The organism is Paenibacillus sp. GCM10023252 (genome assembly GCF_042653305.1).
Taxonomy (GTDB): domain Bacteria; phylum Bacillota; class Bacilli; order Paenibacillales; family Paenibacillaceae; genus Pristimantibacillus.
The window spans coordinates 33,479-51,682 of sequence record NZ_JBHSHW010000022.1; the positions used below are offsets into that span (position 1 = coordinate 33,479).

At 53.1% G+C, this 18,204-nt stretch carries 12 protein-coding genes; all 12 read right to left on the minus strand.

From position 1 onward, the window contains the following. Window positions 1-34: 34 nt before the first annotated feature. Entirely contained in the window at window positions 35-1,564 is a 1,530-nt protein-coding gene (flgK, locus tag ACFO9Q_RS13535; RefSeq protein ID WP_379182840.1) for a flagellar hook-associated protein FlgK, read from the minus strand. Window positions 1,565-1,581: 17 nt separating this feature from the next. Further along, window positions 1,582-2,082 (minus strand): flagellar protein FlgN, encoded by a 501-nt coding sequence (locus ACFO9Q_RS13540; protein ID WP_379182842.1) that lies wholly within the window; start codon window positions 2,080-2,082, stop codon window positions 1,582-1,584. A gap of 38 nt (window positions 2,083-2,120) precedes the next feature. Next, window positions 2,121-2,387 carry a flagellar biosynthesis anti-sigma factor FlgM gene (flgM, locus tag ACFO9Q_RS13545; RefSeq protein WP_379182844.1) on the minus strand — a complete coding sequence of 89 codons (267 nt, stop codon included), beginning with the start codon at window positions 2,385-2,387 and terminating at the stop codon, window positions 2,121-2,123. Between the two features lie 111 nt (window positions 2,388-2,498). Continuing rightward, window positions 2,499-2,894, minus strand: coding sequence for a TIGR03826 family flagellar region protein (locus ACFO9Q_RS13550; protein ID WP_379182846.1), 396 nt, complete (start codon window positions 2,892-2,894; stop codon window positions 2,499-2,501). A 136-nt stretch (window positions 2,895-3,030) separates the two neighbouring features. Continuing rightward, on the minus strand, window positions 3,031-4,011 hold the full coding sequence (locus ACFO9Q_RS13555) for a ComF family protein (protein WP_379182848.1): 981 nt from the start codon (window positions 4,009-4,011) through the stop codon (window positions 3,031-3,033). A gap of 149 nt (window positions 4,012-4,160) precedes the next feature. Next, on the minus strand, window positions 4,161-6,485 hold the full coding sequence (locus ACFO9Q_RS13560; protein ID WP_379182850.1) for a DEAD/DEAH box helicase: 2,325 nt from the start codon (window positions 6,483-6,485) through the stop codon (window positions 4,161-4,163). 312 nt (window positions 6,486-6,797) lie between these two features. Further along, window positions 6,798-7,253, minus strand: coding sequence for a hypothetical protein (locus ACFO9Q_RS13565; protein ID WP_379182852.1), 456 nt, complete (start codon window positions 7,251-7,253; stop codon window positions 6,798-6,800). A 394-nt stretch (window positions 7,254-7,647) separates the two neighbouring features. Further along, entirely contained in the window at window positions 7,648-8,376 is a 729-nt protein-coding gene (locus ACFO9Q_RS13570) for a response regulator (protein WP_379182854.1), read from the minus strand. 7 nt (window positions 8,377-8,383) lie between these two features. Further along, window positions 8,384-9,544: a sensor histidine kinase gene (locus ACFO9Q_RS13575; RefSeq protein ID WP_379182856.1), complete on the minus strand. Its 1,161-nt coding sequence runs from the start codon at window positions 9,542-9,544 to the stop codon at window positions 8,384-8,386. A gap of 130 nt (window positions 9,545-9,674) precedes the next feature. Further along, complete coding sequence (locus tag ACFO9Q_RS13580) at window positions 9,675-12,548, minus strand: stalk domain-containing protein (protein ID WP_379182858.1); 2,874 nt, start codon at window positions 12,546-12,548, stop codon at window positions 9,675-9,677. A gap of 550 nt (window positions 12,549-13,098) precedes the next feature. Beyond that, window positions 13,099-13,704: a restriction endonuclease gene (locus tag ACFO9Q_RS13585; RefSeq protein WP_379182860.1), complete on the minus strand. Its 606-nt coding sequence runs from the start codon at window positions 13,702-13,704 to the stop codon at window positions 13,099-13,101. Window positions 13,705-13,798: 94 nt separating this feature from the next. Next, the gene (locus ACFO9Q_RS13590; RefSeq protein WP_379182862.1) at window positions 13,799-18,169 is read right to left on the minus strand and encodes an Ig-like domain-containing protein; all 4,371 of its coding nucleotides are present in this window, start codon (window positions 18,167-18,169) and stop codon (window positions 13,799-13,801) included. Window positions 18,170-18,204: the final 35 nt, after the last annotated feature.

An 18,204-nucleotide genomic window follows, 5' to 3' on the forward strand; every position in this document is an offset into this window, starting at 1 on the left:
ACTAATGATATATGTCAGCTATAATGTCCGATTATTAACGCCCTACAATACCCATGCCATTAATAACCTTGTCGAGGGTCTCGTCGACGGTGGTCATGAAGCGGGCAGCGGCGGAGTAGGCATGCTGGAACTTGATGAGCTCGGACATCTCCTCGTCGAGCGAGACGCCGCTGACGGACTGGCGGCTGGACTCGACCTGGGTCACGATGTCCTGCTGGTTCATATATTGGCGGGTCGCTTCCTGCGCCTGCACGCCAAGCTGGCCGAGCATCGATTGATAGAATGAATCGATCGTGCCGTTAGCAATGCCGTTGCCGCTGGCCGTTGGGCTGAACTTGAAGGACGTGTCCTTCAGGCCCGCCATGAGGTTCGCAAGTACGTTATTCCCCTTAACGGTCTGGTTAACGCCGCCAATGACGTCCGTCCGCATGGAAGTTGCAATCTGCATCGGATCGTCAACGATTGCTTGAGCGAGCTTGATGCTCTGTGCGGTCATGGCCGTGCCAACCCCATTAACCGATTCGAAAATATTCCCCGCCTGAACAGGAGGATTCGTGAACAAGTATCCGAGCTTGTGCAAGCCGTTAATCCCCTTAACGGTGACCGTCTGGTCAGCTGCCAGAGCGACTCCATTGTAAGTGGATCCCTTCGGAATCGTAACCGTAATATCGCCATTCACCAGCGTATCCGCAAGGGCATCTACTTGGCTCTGGTAATCGCCCACATACTTGTCCCGAGAAGTAATGAGACCGGCAATCTCGCCGCCGACTAGACGGCCTGCTGCATACTCCGTCTCCATCTGAGCGGATGTAGCAGGTGTTGCCTCAGCTCCCGTTACGACAGCGAGCGCACCAACAGAGATGTTGTACCCTTGCGGTGTGTTAACGACACTCACATTGGCAATCTTGGAGAGCTGATCAACCAAGTAATCCCGTTGGTCACGAAGGTCATTCGGGTTGTCGCCATAGTCCTCGAGACGCTTAATCTCATAGTTGAGAGAAGCGATGGAGGAGGAGATCGAGTTCACTTGCGACACCTTGACATCTATATTCGTCGTCAGATCGTTCTCGAGATCGGACAAGTGTTTGCTTGTTTCGTTGAAGGCGTCGACTAGCGCCAGAGCGTTTTCTCTGACGATTTTACGACCAGTGATGTTCTCTGGATCCTTGCTTAAGTCCGTCCAGGACTTCCAGAAGTTATCCATCACGGTGCGAAGACCGGAATCCGAGGGCTCGTTGAAAACCGTCTCAAGCTTAGCCAGCGTGTCCGCTTGGATATTCCAATCGCCAAGCATTCGGTTCGCGTTGCGGAACTGATCGTCGAGGAACTGCTCGCGAATCCGCGTAATGGAGACGAACTCGACCCCTGTGCCCAGCTGGCCGGGTGTGTTCGAGCGCATGTAGCCTGGTGCTTCGATCGGCCGTGAGGCAACCATATTAACCCGCTGGCGGGAATATCCCGGTGTGTTCGCATTGGCAATGTTGTGCCCGATCGTATTAATGTTCGCCTGCTGTGTGAACAAGCTCCGCTTGGCGGTCTCTATGGCATGGAATGTCGATCTCATTCTCTTGTGTCGCTCCCTTACGCTCGCGTATTGTACAGCCCTGACTTATTCTTCGGGTCGCCAGTCGGACTGGCGGGATGCTTGTAGGTGTAGCTCTCGTCTTCCGGATTCAGATACAGGTCGATCGTGAAGGCGATGAAGTCGAGCGACTGCTGAAGCAGCGTCTGATTCAGGTCATTAACCTGCTTCAGCTGTACGATAGCTCGCTCCAGTCTCTCATGCACGCGCTGCAGCTCCGTACGCTCCTCCGGGTCGTGTATAACGCCCATCAGATTCCGGTAGGTCACGTTGAATCGATTCTTCACGCCCTTGTCCATCATCAGCTTGCGGCTGACGAGGCTGCGCTCCTGATCCATCTCGGTAATCTCTCGGCTCAGCTTCGACTCGATGCGCATGAGGCGCATGAGTTCGTCCAGCTCCTTAGACAGAATTGCTTGCTTCTTAGCAAGGCCAGTCTGGATCAGCTGCTCGTGGACTTCGGCCAGCTGGTCAATCGCCTTCACAACTTGGGACACCATATTGTCTCACCTGCATCTTATCTTAGAAGTGTAGTGCCTTATTGCTTCAAGTAAGGAAGCAGCTTCTCGGCAATCTTGCCTGCTTCCACATGGTACGTTCCGGTCTGTACTTGCTGCTTCAGGTCACTTACCTTCTCCGCTCGGCCGGCCGAATGTGCCTGCTGCGTCGATTGAAGCTCCTTCGCTTCGGGTGAGATCTTGACCTGGTCAATCTGCTTCTTATGGTTAGCTGCCTGGGCGCGCTGTTCGCTCTGCTTCTGGTATGAATGAATTGCCCCTATGCGTCCGCTCTCATTAATCTTCATAGTGGAGACCTCTTTTCCTAGCCTATAATTAAAAACCGATAATCACTAATGATAGTATTATCGGCGGTTGATTTGTATTTTGTTAATAGGGATGGACTAAATGAGAAAATGCTAATGTCTTCCCTTAATCCGGAAGGCTGCTTGGGTCGAGGTCGGCTTGTCTTCCTCCTGACGCATCGTCAGCTTGCTTACATCCTTCATGAGCTTCGTTCGGCAGCCTTCGCACATGTGGTTGTCACGAATGAGCGTCCCGCACAGCTCGCACGGATATGCCATGTTAGGTGCGTTAATGAGGGAGATGCGTCCTTCCCGAATGAACTTCGTAATCTGCTTGGTCGACACTTCCGTCGCTTCCGCCAGTTCGTAGATCGTCGCTCCGCGATTCTCCTTCAGATAGTCTGAGCAGCGCTCATATTCCTTATCTATGTCCCGAATACAGGTTGGACAGACCTCACGAAAGTTCTTGGCAAACAGCTTGCCGCAACGAGGACAATTATCCAGATTCATCCCTTGCCGCCCCCTCTTCCTCTTCGATCAACTTGTTATGTATGCTCTATTCTATCGAAATCTGTCAATATTTGCACTAGGAAGTTTAGGAGGAGCATGGCCGAGGTGATTGGAGTGGGTTGAGGAAGGCAATGGGTCAGCGCGCCCACGTTAGGCTGTATACTTCAAGCTTGACCAAGCCCGCTGCTTGATGCAGCGCTTCGGCGCAGGCGTTCACCGTGCTGCCTGTCGTGTAGATGTCGTCTATGAGGAGGATGCGGAGCTGAGATAGGTTCGGCTCAGATGGCTGGGACGACGGTGAAGAGAGCCACTGCTCCAGATCAATCTGTCTAGCCTTGAAAAGCCCCCTCATATCCCGGATCCGCTCGGACCGTGACTTAAAGCTCTGCTTCTCGGTATGGCGGCTTCGCTCCAGCAGGTTCATTAAGGGCACACCGCTAGCTGTGGATAGGCGGGCAGCCAGCCTCTCCGCTTGGTTGAACCCTCTCTCCTCTTCCCGATACGGGCTGACTGGCACATAGGTAATCGCGTGAAAAGGGCTTGGCGCTGGCGATCTCAGTAGCGGATTCATGGATCGGCCTAGCTTGTTGGGCTGCTCTGGGCTGTGCGGCCTGGGGGCAATGGAGTGACTATGACTGGCCGACAGGTCAGCGTCGGTTAGGCGGGATTGACGCAGCTGCCCGAGCAGCTGGACATGCTGCGTGAGCTCTCTTAGAGCGGGCAGCATCATGGCGGCCAGCAGCGGCTCTAGGTCTTCGTTGCCTCGATATTTGTAGAGGGCTAGGAGGTTTTTCATCGTGGGGTTGTAGAATACGGAGCTCCTGTTGCAGGTGATATAGGCGTGCTTCCGCCTGGTGCAATCGCTGCACACGATGCCGCGGCCGCACACCTTGCACATAATATGGCGAATCCACGGAATTCCGGCTTGGCAGCTGGGGCAGAGCTGGGTTAGGTTGATGGCTGCGTGCTGGGCATGATGCGATGAAGGACGGCTTCCCATGGGGAACGGCTTGTGGCAGAAGAGGCAGTCCACGGCCGAGGGCTGCAGCAGTTGAACCGTATGACGCGCAGATTCGGTTGTTCGGCGGATGAGTGATGTGAGCCAGCTTATGTTCATTGGGCGTTCCTCCTTGGGTTGGGTGAGGGTGGGGATGAGATGGAGCGAGAGATTAGATCATGAGAATAGGGCAGTGAATAGGGCAGAGATTAGAGCTGATTAGAGCAGAGATTAGAGCAGAGATTAGAGCTTGAGATTAGGGCAAGAGATTAGGGCAAGAGATAACCGCTTCGTGCGGCTAGGCGGTTCATGGAACGAATATGACGCACGGCAGATATCTGATGCTTCGTTCGTTCTCGGCTGCAGAAGTAGACGCGACCATAGGGATCGTCAGCGGACCTTCCGGCACGGCCTGCCATCTGAACAAGGGACGCCTCGTCGAAGAGCTTGCCTCCTGCGTCCAGAATATAGACGTCACTCTTCGGGATCGTAACGCCGCGCTCGAGTATCGTCGTTGTGACGAGCACACGGGTCTCTCTATTCCTGAAGCGCTGGACCTTGGCAGCGCGGTCCGGGTCCGTTGATGAGGTCGAGGCGACCTCTGGGAGCCGGAGAGCTTCACGCAGCAGCGCGGCCATGAGCTCGACTTGAGCGATACGCTGGACGAAGACGAAGAGCTGTGCACCGCGCGCGACGGATTGCTGCATCGCTTGAATGAGCTGGCGAGGGATGCGACGCTTGAGGAGCATCTGGGCAACTGACGGCGCGGCGAGCAGCTTCGGGACCGGAAGCGGACGGCGGTGGAACCGCACGGGCACTCGGGCATGGGGCAGCGCGCCGCGCCGGGCTTCACGCTGCATATCCGCGGGAGGAGTTGCGGACAGCAGCAGGGTTACCGCCTCCGGCGCGGTGGCACGCTGGGCGGTGTAGTGCAAGATTGGATCGCCGTGGTAAGGGAAGGCGTCCAATTCATCAATGATGACGAGGTCGAATGCATGACGGAATCGCATGAGTTGATGGGTTGTGGCCAGTGTAATCTGGCCCGTCTCCCAGCGCTGCTTGCTCCCGCCGTATAGCGTGACGACGCTTGCCGAAGGGAAGGACCTCCTCAGCCGCGGGTCGAGCTCCAGCACGACATCTCGGCGGGGAGTGGCGAGCAGGGCCCTGCCTCCTCGAAGCAGGATGGACTCGATGAGCGGGAAGATCATCTCTGTCTTGCCCGCTCCGGTCACTGCCCATAGAAGGAAGCGGCAGGACGGCATAGTTCGCTGTCGTAATCCACATGCTGACCCCGCGGTCGGGAACAGCGAGGCGAGGCGCTGTTGTTCCTTGCGCAATAATCCGGTTGCGTGTACAGGTACACTGATACTACGGCGAGCGAATTGCAGCTCTTCTATGTATTGGAGCGCGGCCCCGGCTGCAGCCGTCTGGGCAGGGCTGAGGCCCCACTGCGCGAGGCGCTGCTCGCGCGGATGAAGGGCGGCCGCCTGCGCAGCGCGGCCGCTTAGCTGCGAAGGCATGCCGAGCACGAGCAGCTCGCATTCGCGGCTGCGGCCCATAGTGAGGCATGCCGAGCAGTAGGCGCACAGCCGCCCGCACGCCGCGCATGGCGTGCGGCGCAGGTGCGCCTCCCCGCTGCCGCATCGCTGGCAGCGGAGCCCCGGCCGCCGCGGCGCGCGCAGCAGCGCAAGCGCCGCGAGGCCCGGGCGCCCTCGCACGGGGGCAACTGCCCCGGCGAGGCGCAGCCCCCCAAGCCGTGCCGCGAGCTGCAGCGCGGCACGGATGCTCGCGGGCGCGGCAGCATCGCCCGCCGCGCCTGCGAGCAGGGCGTGCGCTTCACTGCGAAGCAGCGCACGCCCCTGGAGGGCAGCAACCGCGCGCTTCGTCTGCGCAGCCAGCCCCTTGCCCTCGGCGCGCTTCGCCTGCACAGCAGCATCCCCCTCCTCCTCCCCTTCACTCACATGAGGATGACAATCTGGAAGCAGTCTCAACACCTCATAATCCCTGTCTAGCTTCTTTGTATTACCCTTCACCCCCTTCTCATTGCTATTAATATTTCTATCTCTATCTCTATCTCTATTTCTAATCCCACTCCCAATCCACCCCAACCCAATCCCAAACCCCCTGCTCATGCTCAAGTTCCCACTCTTGTCTCTACTCCTACTCCTACTCTTGCTCATGCTTCTGCTCCCGTTCCCGCTCCTATCTGCCGCCTCTCTCTCAACTTGCTCCATACAGCGGTCTACCAGCAATTGCACCTCCTGTTCATCCCCATCTCCCGAGCCAGCAAGCTTCGTCCTTTCCTTACTTGCACCAAGCTTGAACAGCTTCCACCCCAGCATACTTCTACCTGCTTCCTCCCACAGCTCCTTCACACGAATTGCATCCCCGAGAGGGAGAGGCTTGACCCACAACAGCATTACCGATGCTTGCCCAATTCCACTCGCTGCCTCTGCGCCTACTTCAGCATATTTTTTCATGACAACGTCACGATAGCCAGCATCCAACCAGAATAACCTGTCAACCCCATACTCTATTGTAAAATGAACCTGCCAAAGCCCATTTACTTCTACGGCATACACATTAGCCTTCACGGGCATCCCTCCTAATTCTCTTTTGCTCACTATCCCCTTCGTTCAGGAGCAACCTCCCCCTCTTCACCTGACCGAAGGGGATAGTGTACCCAAGCACCACAACCCCCCTCCCCCCTGACCGAAGGGGATAGTGTCCTAAGGACGCAAAAAAACACACCCAGAGCGCCTTCCTCAGGCGCCCAACGGGTGTGCTTCACTCCGAACTTTTATTTATTCTCTTTTATTTGTTCTCAATTATTTGTTTTCTTTTAATTGTTCTCTCTTCATCACTCATTACAGAACTCTCAACGCTCTATCAGCCTTCAGTATAGCTCAAAAAGGCATCTTCGACAAATCATTGGGGTTGCGAAGGTCTACGAGTACCGCATGGTCCGCATTCGACACAATCCCCTCGGCCTGAAGCATCCACATGAGGTGATCCGGCTCCTCAAGGAGATGCCCGAATGCCTGCTCTCCGCTGGGGTCTCCGCGATGCTTTGCCTTCCTAACGGTAATACCGGTTCCCAATCTAGCCAGCTTTTCTGCAATATCCAGCGTCTCGTCAGATGCCCCATGGTCAATTAAGGTCAGCTTCACATCGGTCCCGGTACTCTTCGAGAATACATAGAACGATCGCATATACCATTCAATCTTCTTCTGTTCATTACCTGCAACGAGTACATAATGCTTGCTTGGCCGAAGCCTTCTGCTCAGCAGCCAATAAGCCAGATGCACCGACATTGCAGCTGCAACGTAACAGCATATGATCAACAATAAGAGTTCAACCATGGCGGCCACCTCCTCTTTTATGTGACAATATATGCTCTGCTCCGCCCAAGGGTTCTTAGGCAAGGACGGACAAGGCTCACCGCCTTACCACCATCCGTCACACAGAAGTAAGCTTGCTGCCTCTCATCCAGCTCCTGACCAAGATCAGCATCCGCTTCCCCCTCACCGCAGAGTCTTCCACCAGCTCAAGCAGCTGTTCCAGCTTCCCAGACGACCTCTCATACCCCTCTACGAAAAAGCGCCGGATGATAGCATAGCTGCCTTAACCGGGTTAACCCTTCAAGAATCTTCATCCGGCTCTTCACTATTATGTCTCACCGATTGCATAAGCAAAGCCCCTTGCTGCGCTGCAGCAAGGGGCTTCCAGGTTATATGTATTCAAGAGATCATTGGTCTACAACGTCACCCAGCCGCACTTAATGGATGTAATCACCGCTTGGGTACGATCGTCCACTTCCATCTTCTGAAGGATGGAGCTCACGTGGTTCTTCACGGTCTTCTCACTAATGAAGAGGAATTCGCCAATCATCTTGTTGCTCTTGCCCTCTGCCATTAATCGAAGCACCTCGGCTTCGCGGCGAGTGAGCGGATTGTCTTCGCCTGCAATGAACTTCACGCCTGTCTCCTGAGCAGCAGCTGCTCCGGATACGACGCCCATCTCATCGAGATAAGTCATTCGGCGCAATTGATTAATGAGCTTGCCTGTTACCTTAGGGTGAATATAAGCATGGCCGTTCGCTACTGAACGTATGGCATTAATAAGAGCTTCCGCCTCCATGTCCTTCAGGAGGTAACCCGTCGCGCCCTTGCGAAGGGTCTCGAACACATAACTCTCATCGTCGTGAATGGATAGAATAATAACCTTTACTTCCGGGAAGATCGTCTTCAGCCTCTCTGTGCTGACCACGCCGTTCTCAATCGGCATATTAATGTCCATGAGCACGACTTCCGGCTGTGTATGATTGCAGAATTCCAGCACTTGAATGCCGTTGCCGCATTCTCCAATTACTTCAAGATCCTCTTCCATATTCAGAATCCGCTTTAACCCTTCTCGGAAAAGCTGATGATCGTCGGCAAGTAAAATTTTTATCGTTCCCTTACCGCCAGCTGCCTTCTGGTCCATCGTCATCTTACTCCTTTCTATGCTCTGCGGTGATGGGGATATGGAACGTAACCTTGGTTCCCTTACCCAATTCAGATAAAATGTCCAGCCTCCCTTCGAGAAGTTCGACACGCTCGCGCATACCAACTAGTCCGAAGTGGGAGCTATGATCCGCCCTCGCTTCTACGAGCTCGCTCTGGAAGCCTATGCCGTTGTCTTGAATGGAGATCTTCACCATCTGTGATTGATAGATAATCTCGAGCGATACGTAGCTTGCGCTGGAATGCTTCATTGCGTTGGTGAAGGCTTCCTGCACCAATCGGTATATGCCGGCTTCCATAGCGGAAGGCATTCGCATCTCTTTTCCTACCATTTCAAAAACTGTGCGGATTCGAGTTTTTTCTTCAAAATCCTGCACATATTTACGTAAGGTAGGCACAAGTCCTAGGTCATCCAGCGCCATTGGGCGCAAATTGAACATAATTTTGCGAATTTCCTCGAGTCCTGAACGGACTTGGCCTTTTAAATCTATTAATTCGTCCTGCACCATCTGGAATTCCTGCTTTATGAGCATTCTTTCCGCAATTTCCGTCCTAAGCACTATATTGGCCATGGACTGGGCCGGACCGTCGTGAATCTCCCGAGCGATGCGCTTACGCTCCTCCTCTTGGGCCAATATAATCTTAAGACCTATAAGCTGACGATTCTTCGCTGACTCTAGTATTCTAGTCACTTGGTTGAGATCGCCAGACAGATAATCAAGCACGACATTAATCTGCGAACCGATCGTCTCGGCCCGCTCGATTGAATTCTCCACATTCTTAACCCGCTTCTGAAGATCATCGCGGCGGGCCTTCAGATAGGATTCCTTCTCTCGGTAGACCATCAGATCAAGCTGCAGCTGTGTAGCCTTCTCATAAGCAGACTTGATATCATCTTCCTTATACTTGACGAAGTCACGGCTAACCTCGGTCAAGCGGATACGCGCGCGCCGATAATCCAGCTCAAGCTTATCCACCTTCTCAATGGTTGAGACGGTCTCTTGGAGCACTTGGGTAAGCTCCAGCTCAAGGGATTCATATTCGGTGCGCGCGTTCTCACATATTTCATAAATTTGATATTTGCTGTCTTCCATCACCTGAATGGCATTCTTAATCACTCGGTTAATGTCTACGATTCGATGGTCCAAGAGCAATCGGCAACCTTTCTAAGCGAGCGTTAACCAGGCATAAGCGGGCATAGCCGTCATCACAGGTTATATTTTCTATCATACCATAGATTAGCCGAAGACTTCCTTAAACCTTCTTAATCATTCCATATTATTGAATTGTAATTTTTTTAGTCTTTTCCTCATAGGAGACCTCTAGTCCGAATTGCTCAGAGATAAGTCTAATAGGGACCAAAGTACGACCTCCACGTATCATCGGAGCCACATCTGAAGTCCTCCTAACCCCATTCACTACGATGTCCTTGCGTCCAATAACAAGCTCCAGCAGCTTGCTTCCGCGCAGCACGCTCACCCGGTAAGCCTTGCCGTCCCACATGACCTTAGAACCCATGCTGTCTGCTACGAAGCGGATGGGTACGTACGTTGTACCCTTCTCCAGGATTGGCGCGGTCTCGAGTGCTAACGCCTTGCCATTCACCGTCGCGGTCTTGCTTCCTATGTTCATCGTGACGACAGCACGTGCCGGCTCTGTCACGCTTGGCGGATTCTCCTGTGTAATGTTATCTATCGCAACCGCTCCGGTCAGGGCCCGTTCATCCCAGCCCTCTTCAATCGTTACGATGTAGATCTTCTTCAGCTTCACCGGGTACTTCATGGCATAGGAGGACAGGTCAACCTTCACTTGCTTCTTCCCGCTCCAATCTACTTGCTTCGCAATCGTAACGAGATGAGCCTTCCCATCCGCATCCGTCATCTCCGCACGCAGCCAGTTCAAGCTGTTGTCTCCATAGACATCCATCGACAAGGACTTAGGAGACCCAGATAGAGGTACACCAGATGTCCCGTTGAAAATGGCATAAGCAGCCTTCGTCCCCGTACCCGCCTTGAAGTCATAAGAGATCTGCAGCGCCTTGGAACCTCCGCTGCCTTCCAGATCGGTGACTAGGCTAACGCTGCCCTTCGTCGTAGCTGGTGTTGCCTGAGAAGTAATGCCGTAGGCAGGCTTCTCGAATGTCTCCACCGACCTTAGGGTGCCGCCAGTCGTGAGAGGGACCATCGTGCCGTAACCGTCGTAACGCGCTATGGCGTAGCCATTCTTCGCTCCTGCATCCACCGAGTCAATCGTAATGCTGCTGCCTGTATTCGTGGCCTTGAAGCCTACATACTCCCACGTGAGTGAGCTTCCGGACAGCTTGTAGCTGCTGCCGTTCTTCAGCTTCACGGTTACCGCCGTGGAGAGCGTTGCTCCCTTCGCAAGTATAGCTGAGCCAGCGTCAATGGTCATTGCGGCTATCTGGTCTTGACCAACCACTTCGACCGCTTGCTTCGTTGTCGTCCCGCCGTATTGCACCGTAATGTTCGCCTTGCCTGGCTTGCGGCCCGTGAACACATTGCCATTCATCGTACCGACAGCTGTGTTGTCTACGCCCCACTTCACTTGAGCACCAGTTGCCGCAATAGGGTTATAGTATGTATCGTAGCCCTTGGCTGTATAAGACGCTGTCCCACCGATGAAGACGAGCCGGCTCCCGCTTACCTTCACGCCCTTCAGCTGTCCTTGTGGAGCGGAGCTGAATACGCCGATCGCGTTCGCTACACTGCGCATAGACGACCCGTATTCCGTCGGGTGAGCTAACGTAAGCCCCGTCTCAGCTAATGGCCGTTCAATCATAGTCGTAGATCCGCCGCCGTCGAGGTTAATCCCTTGGTAGACGCCAAGCTGAACCATAACCTTCTGAAGCTCCTTCAGCGTCATTCCTGTGCTATCTCCGTAATCCTCTGTCGTGATGAGGTACACCTTCGTTCCATCCTGCGAGTATCCTACGGATGAACGTGAACGATAGGAATTGCCGCTAACCCCATTAATATCCCGTGAGAAATAAGACGGCTGCCCCTTGTCTACCAATATCGTATGGCCGCCGACCATCATATCATAGGAAGCCGGGTCAATCTTATTGCCGCTAGTCTGAGAGATTAAGGAATAAGCAGCAGTGATCACTTGCCCTGCCTTCATGTTGTCCCGAACGAACTTAGCGGCCTTGCCGTGCGACCGCAGGATATATCCGTCGGCCGGAGGCTTGTCCGGGAGCGGCTTGCCGTCGGATATCTTCTCCACGACATTGTTCCTTACGAGCACCTCTGTCGGTGTCGTAGACGAGCCCCTCGGCCGCTCGGCTCCCGCCCAAGCACTATTGTAGATGTACATGGCATCTACATGACTATACGCTGTATCCGGAGTGGACTCCGGGTTGTAGGCAGATTGATTAATACCCGCTAGCGGGTAGGTCAGACCGGCGTCCGTCGTAATCTTGCCATCGAAGTTGTAACGGTCGATTGTAGGCTTGCGGTCCTTCGTAATGCCGAAGGCGAACATTCCCCTCAACTGCATCGGCGAGGAGATCATGGCACCTTTCGAGATCTGGGAGCCCATAGGCGAGCCTTCTGAGCCCATGATGAACACATCGGCGTTAATGGCGCCCACCGCACCATTCTCCTTAGCCATGTTCATCACTGTGTTGACAGAGCCGACCGTATTATTCTTCCCGCTCATCACATCGAGCTTCACATACGGGTTCGTTAGATCAATCTCTATCACGTGAACGTCTGCCCTTGCAGGTCTGCTGTTCCTTGTCGTTGTCCATAGGTAGTCAATCCGCTTGGCTCCAGCAGCAATATTCTCCTGCGTCACTAACTTCAGTGCCGACGCTGCAGCAGTTGCAGTCAGTGGCGTCACCGCATTAGCGGCCTCTGCGTTGCTGGAACCGCCAGCAGTCCCTGTTGTTCCTGTTGTTCCTGCTCCGCCAGCTGCTGGTGACACTTCATCTGTGCCATCAGCTGCACCAGTTGTGCCCTCAGACGTTGCTTCCGTATCCGATGCCTCAGCGCTGCTGTCCGTTATCTGCCCGTAACCGTCTGCTTGTTGTTCCGACGCACTGGAAGCTGCTGCTGACGCAGCATTTGTCAATAGCCAGCTGCCAGCCTTCGTCAGATTAGCCGGTGCCACGACCGACATAGACTGGATCATGATGGATCCTCCTATTACCGCTACCAGCACTTTTCTAGTTAGACCTGAGCTTCCGGCAGTTTTCTGACTATCATTATCCTTATGTAAACGTACATCTCTCATCGTAAGCGCAACTCTCCCATCCGTAATCTAATAGATATAGACTACCTAACCTTGTCAAAAGTTACGGTCGATAGATTATTACTATTGAATTCCTAATAGTGATAGAGTATGTTGTTAGCTATGGGGCTTCCAGCCCCTTAGGACACTATCCCCTTCGCTCAGTTCAGTACCTGGGGGCCGTCTTTCTTGTCCCTTTATGACACTATCCCCTTCCGTCAGGGAGGAGAGGCAGGGGGTGTTCCCCCTCCTTGCCCCACTATCCCCGTTAATCAGGAGCCGGAGACTAACCTCTGAGCGAAGGGGATAGTGTAGCAAAGGAAAATAGAACATACCTATTTTCATAAAAAAGACCGCCCTCTCACTCCTTCACTACAGAAGGAAGCGGGAGGGCGGCAGCACCGTCATCCAACAAGCTAGGCTCAACATGATATCTCCAATAGAACGCGAGTTATTGTAGGCTTCCTCTTCTTCTAACACTCTTTTTCACGGCCCACTTATCCCATCTTAATAACTTTTCTTCTATTACTCCACCGTGCCAATACTCTACGCGGAATTGCTCTGCTTCCTTTTTTGCCGGTCCAGTGAAGTCTGAGGTTGTAATCAGCAGAGTCAGCATGCAATTATGATTTCGCTTTGCAGCGACTAGCTCACGAACCGTTTGCACGGGAACCAGGTTGTGATTAGCGTAGCATTTAGCCTGAACGGCCGTTCGCTCTCCGCGTTTGTCCACAATGACTAAGTCCACCCCGCCATCATTCCCTCCAATTCCGACTTCATGAACGATATATCCCTGGTCCCGGAAATACAATGCAAGCAATCTCTCGAACTCTACCCCATTTAGATCATCTAACGGACTGGCAAGAATCCTTTCATCGGGTCTAACCGTTTTACTAGCTCGATGCCCCACTTGCTTACTAAGGTTGCTGCTTTTTTGGGCTGCAGTTTTTTGTGTCCGCTTCTTTTTCCTTCTTCGCTTCTTCTGTGGCTGCAATAGTCCAGCAAGTACCCCGAGTGCAATAATTGCAACCATGTATATAGTGATTCCGCTCATCATGTGCCTCCCCGTATAAAAGAAAGCCATACTCCGACTCATCTTTTTCAAGATGAACAATCGGAGTACAGCTCGAATTAATAACTAAACCTGCTTGTTATAGTGAAATAAAATCAACGTAGTCGAGCATACGCTTGATCATGACCACTGCTTCAGCGCGAGTAGCGTTCGTAGCTGGGCTGAAGGTCGTCGTAGTCTTGCCATTAATAATGCCGGCATAGACGGCCTTCGCTACATCCGTCTGAGCCCATGAGCTGATTCGGCTGCTATCCTTGAACTTGCCAAGGTAGGCGCCCGTAGAGGACAACTGCACATTCACCCCGGCAGCATTCGCTGCACGAACCATCATGGCCGCCATCTCTTGGCGGGTAATCGTGTTGTTCGGCTTGAAGGTGCCGTCAGGGTTGCCCTGCACGATGCCAGCCTTGGAGGCTGCTCCAATATAAGCGGCAAGTGTCGTTGCCGTATTCACGTCAGCGAACTTGGATGCTGCGCTCTTGTCACCCGTCAGTCCCAAGCCTCTGGCGATGAAGACGGCGAACTCGGCACGAGTGACGGCCTTATCCGGTGCGAACAGTCCGCCGGAGCGACCCTCCACGATGTACTTGTTCGACAGCGCTGCAATATCCGCCCTCGCCCAATGCTTGGAGATGTCGGTATAGGTCACTGCGCCACGCACAAGTGCATAGGCGCTGTTGCCCTTGCGCTTGAAGGTGACTACCGACTTACCGCCAGACGTCGTAACGGTAGTCGGTACGTAGGACAATACGCCCGTCTGTGGGTCAACCCAGACAACTGCTGTCTGACCGGGTGTAACCGGCGAGGTCGTCTCGAAGCTCCTCGTCACATAACTCTTGAATTCCTTGATCGGCTGCTTCGCACCGCTATAGGCGACCGATGCCTCGAAGTTCGTTGGTCCGGCGATAACCTGGGCCTTCGCTCTCGTAATGGCAGTCGTGAGACCACTAGTTAAGGAAGTTGCTCCCTGCTCAATCTCAATGAACAGGTTGCCGAGACCTGCGCTTGCCCCTAATAAGCGACCAAGCTCCTCGAAGTCTAGTGTAGACAGAGGCACTTCATAAGTTGCTCCCTGATATTGAACAGCGAAGGAAGACTGACTGCCATAACGATATTCCTGCAGTAATGTACTAAGCGGCAAAGCTACAATAGCAGCCTTTTCCGTGCTTGGCACTTTGAATACTGCGCGAAGCTTGGTCTGACCGGCTGTACGAGCCGCTTGGTAGGCGGTGGTCAGCTTTTCACCCGAGATGAGGTATTGATTGGCTGTGAATCCCGCTGGGGACGATGCTGTTGATAAGCTGGCCGCCGACGTCTTGAGTCCGATACCGCCGCCATCTGCCGCCTCATAGTCTCCGGATAACGAATCGAGCCAAGTCGTCTGATTGGCTGCACTCAGGTCAGAGAAGCTGTCAATGACCTTATTGCTCACCGTTCGCAGGCCAAGTCCGGTATTCGTGTAGGATACCGTTACCGTCTCCCCGATACTTGCCGGCGTTGCTAGGGTAAGCTTAGCTGCTGCCCCTGCAACCTCTACTCTAGAGATGGAGTAAGGAACTCCCTTAACCTTCACGATGAATTGGTAGATCGTTGGCACGAATGCCCCGTTCAGCGTCTCATTGAAGGTAATCGTCACCGTTGCTCCCTTAGCGACAGCCCCTTGAACACCTGCTGTTCCCGATGAAGAACCCGCAGGAACTGAGGTGAAGGCTGCTGCTTGGTTACCTGCGAGGTCGCGCGTATTCACACTTCCTGTCATATAACTGACCAAGACACTCTGGCCTGCTGTAAGGGAGGAAGTGAGCGTCAATATCACTTGATTATTGACTACCTCTACATAACTAACCGCCCTCACTATGTTCCCTGCAAGCACCGTGAATTGATTGGCAAGCGGTACATAGCTGCTGTTCAGCCCTTCACTGTAAGTTAGCGTTACCTTCGTTCCACTGGCTGCGATGGTCTGCAGGACAGGAGCTGCTGCATCAAGTCCATTCGTAACATAGAAGGAGCTGAAGCCGGCAACCGCATTCCCTGCCAGATCTCTGATGGGATAGGAGCTTGGGGTATACCCTACACTTACCGTCTGACCCGAAGCGACGGTTCCGTTCATGGTCAACATGAGAGTTGAGCCTACTCCGTAGATACCTAGGACGCTGTAATACGTTCCGCCCACATACACATAGAACTGCGAATTGGCAGCACTGTTCACGGCAGCAAGCTCTTCATTGAATACAAGGGTGACCAGACTTCCATTAGCTGATCCGCTTAACGGTACTGGCAAGGTGCTGTCCGGCGCATTCGTTACATCTCTAGAGGAGAAGCTGGCCGCCTGATTGCCTGATAAGTCCTTGATTCCCCCTGATGTGCTCTTCGTATAGGCTAGCTTAACAGCTTGTCCATACACGACTCCGCTCTGCAGCGTCAAGCTGACCGTCTGTCCGCTGACTGCAACAGCCGTAACCGCCCTTGCCAAGTTATTAACTGTCACATAGAAGCTCGCGGCCGATGGAATCGAGACGGAATCGAGCGCCTCATTGTAAGTCAACACGATGCGTGTGCTGTTCGTAAGCTCAACCTTACTCACTTGCGGAATAGCGGTATCCGAACCTATCGTACGGAACGACCATCTATACTCATTCAGTATGCCGACGAAGTCATTGCCCGCTAGATCTTCAATGGCTCCGCTGCCAATCTCCACATAATAGGCAGTATTCGCCTCTAGCTGCGCTGACGGGGTGATAATCAGCTTCGTACTATCATTCGGGTCAAGGGAGAGAACAGCGCTAACAGCTCCTGCTGTGGTTCCGTTCTTCCTGATGAAGGCCTCCCCAACACTGTTCACAATCGATATCGGTTCGTTGAAGGTAGCCGTCAACGTAGATCCGGTTCCCATATTAATAGCCCCATTATCCGGGGACAAGGCCGCTATTATTGGTGCAGCTGCATCCTGCGAAGCACGGAAGGTCCATCCATAGGAGCTGGATATCCCTGCATAGTTATTGCCGACAAGATCGCGGAAGGCTTGGCTGCTAACCGTTACATAATAGGTCGTGTTGTTGGCGAAGGACGCAGCAGGATTAATAATAATCTTGTTGCTGCCTGCTCCGGTAACCTTGGAAGAGGTAACAGGAATCGTCTCGAGGACACCTCCTGTCGAAGCGTTACGAATGACGATATCCCCTGTTCCCGCATAGACAGACTCACTGAATGTCATCTCCAGATTAGCGGACAACACATTCACATTCGCATTGTTGAGTGGGCTAAGCAGGGATACTGTTGGAGCAATCGTGTCTAAGCCAGTTGTCGTCGAGAAGTTCCATAGAGTAGCATCCGTTATTCCTTGATAAGAGATGAATCCGGTAGCCGCATCCTTCAGTACACCTGGATCAGCTAGCACATAGTAGCCGGTATTCGCTTGGAAGCTGCTATGAGGAATAGTTAACGTGTGGCCAGAGATCGTTAGAGAGCTATCTGTAATATTGAATTGCTGAAATAGACTATTATCTGAGATTCGCTTAATCATGATGCTTCCAGTGCCCTTGCTAATAGGAATAGGATTGTTGCTAGGATCCTTAATAGACAATACTAGCGGTGCTGTTGGAGAGACGCTTAATGCGTTGTCCTCAGGCATCATCGTCGTTAACATAGCTGGGTCTGCTGTACGGAAGCTCCAGCTTGTCCCGCTAATTCCTGTATAGCTGTTGCCTGCACCATCTATGAACACTCCGCTAGGTATGGTTACATCATAGGTAGTTGCAGGACTTAATGGGGTACTAGGGATGATCGTAATGGTGCTGCTTCCGCTTCCTTGCACGCTTGTTGAATTCACATCTAATACTTGCGCATCTCCGCTTCGCTTCTGTACCGTAATATATCCGCTGGTGGCATACACATTCTCGCTGAAGGTAAGCGACAGATTCGATGCTGCCGGCACAGTATTGGAAGGTGGTGAGATCGCAGGATTGTACACGCTAACGGTGGGCGCGGTATTATCTGAGGCAACGACAGTGAACTTCCAGAGTGAAGCATTATTCAACCCCTGATAGTTGATACTGGTTGACTTGCTGATGAAGGCGCCCGAATCCACGAGAACATAATAGGATGTCCCTTCCACCAGATTCGATGACAGATTGACACGAACTACATTCTCCGAGGGCTGAATCGCCACATAGGAGCTGGAGCTAACCTCGTAGGCAGCAACCTCCGTGTTATCATTGACTTTCCGGACTCGAATACTGCCTGTACCCTTCCTGACCGGTTCGTCGAAGGTAAGAATAAGATCGGTATTCCTCGGCACACTTGCCCCATTCGGATACATGCCATTAAGGACAGGACCGCTGGACCCAGCAGCCTTCGCTTCTTGAGGCCCAAGTGCTAATCCAGTTAACAAGAGCTGTGCGATCATGGACACGACTACCAATATGCTGAGCGATTTCTGATTACGTAACACAATATTCACTCCCTAAGAAGACACTAGTACCTTTT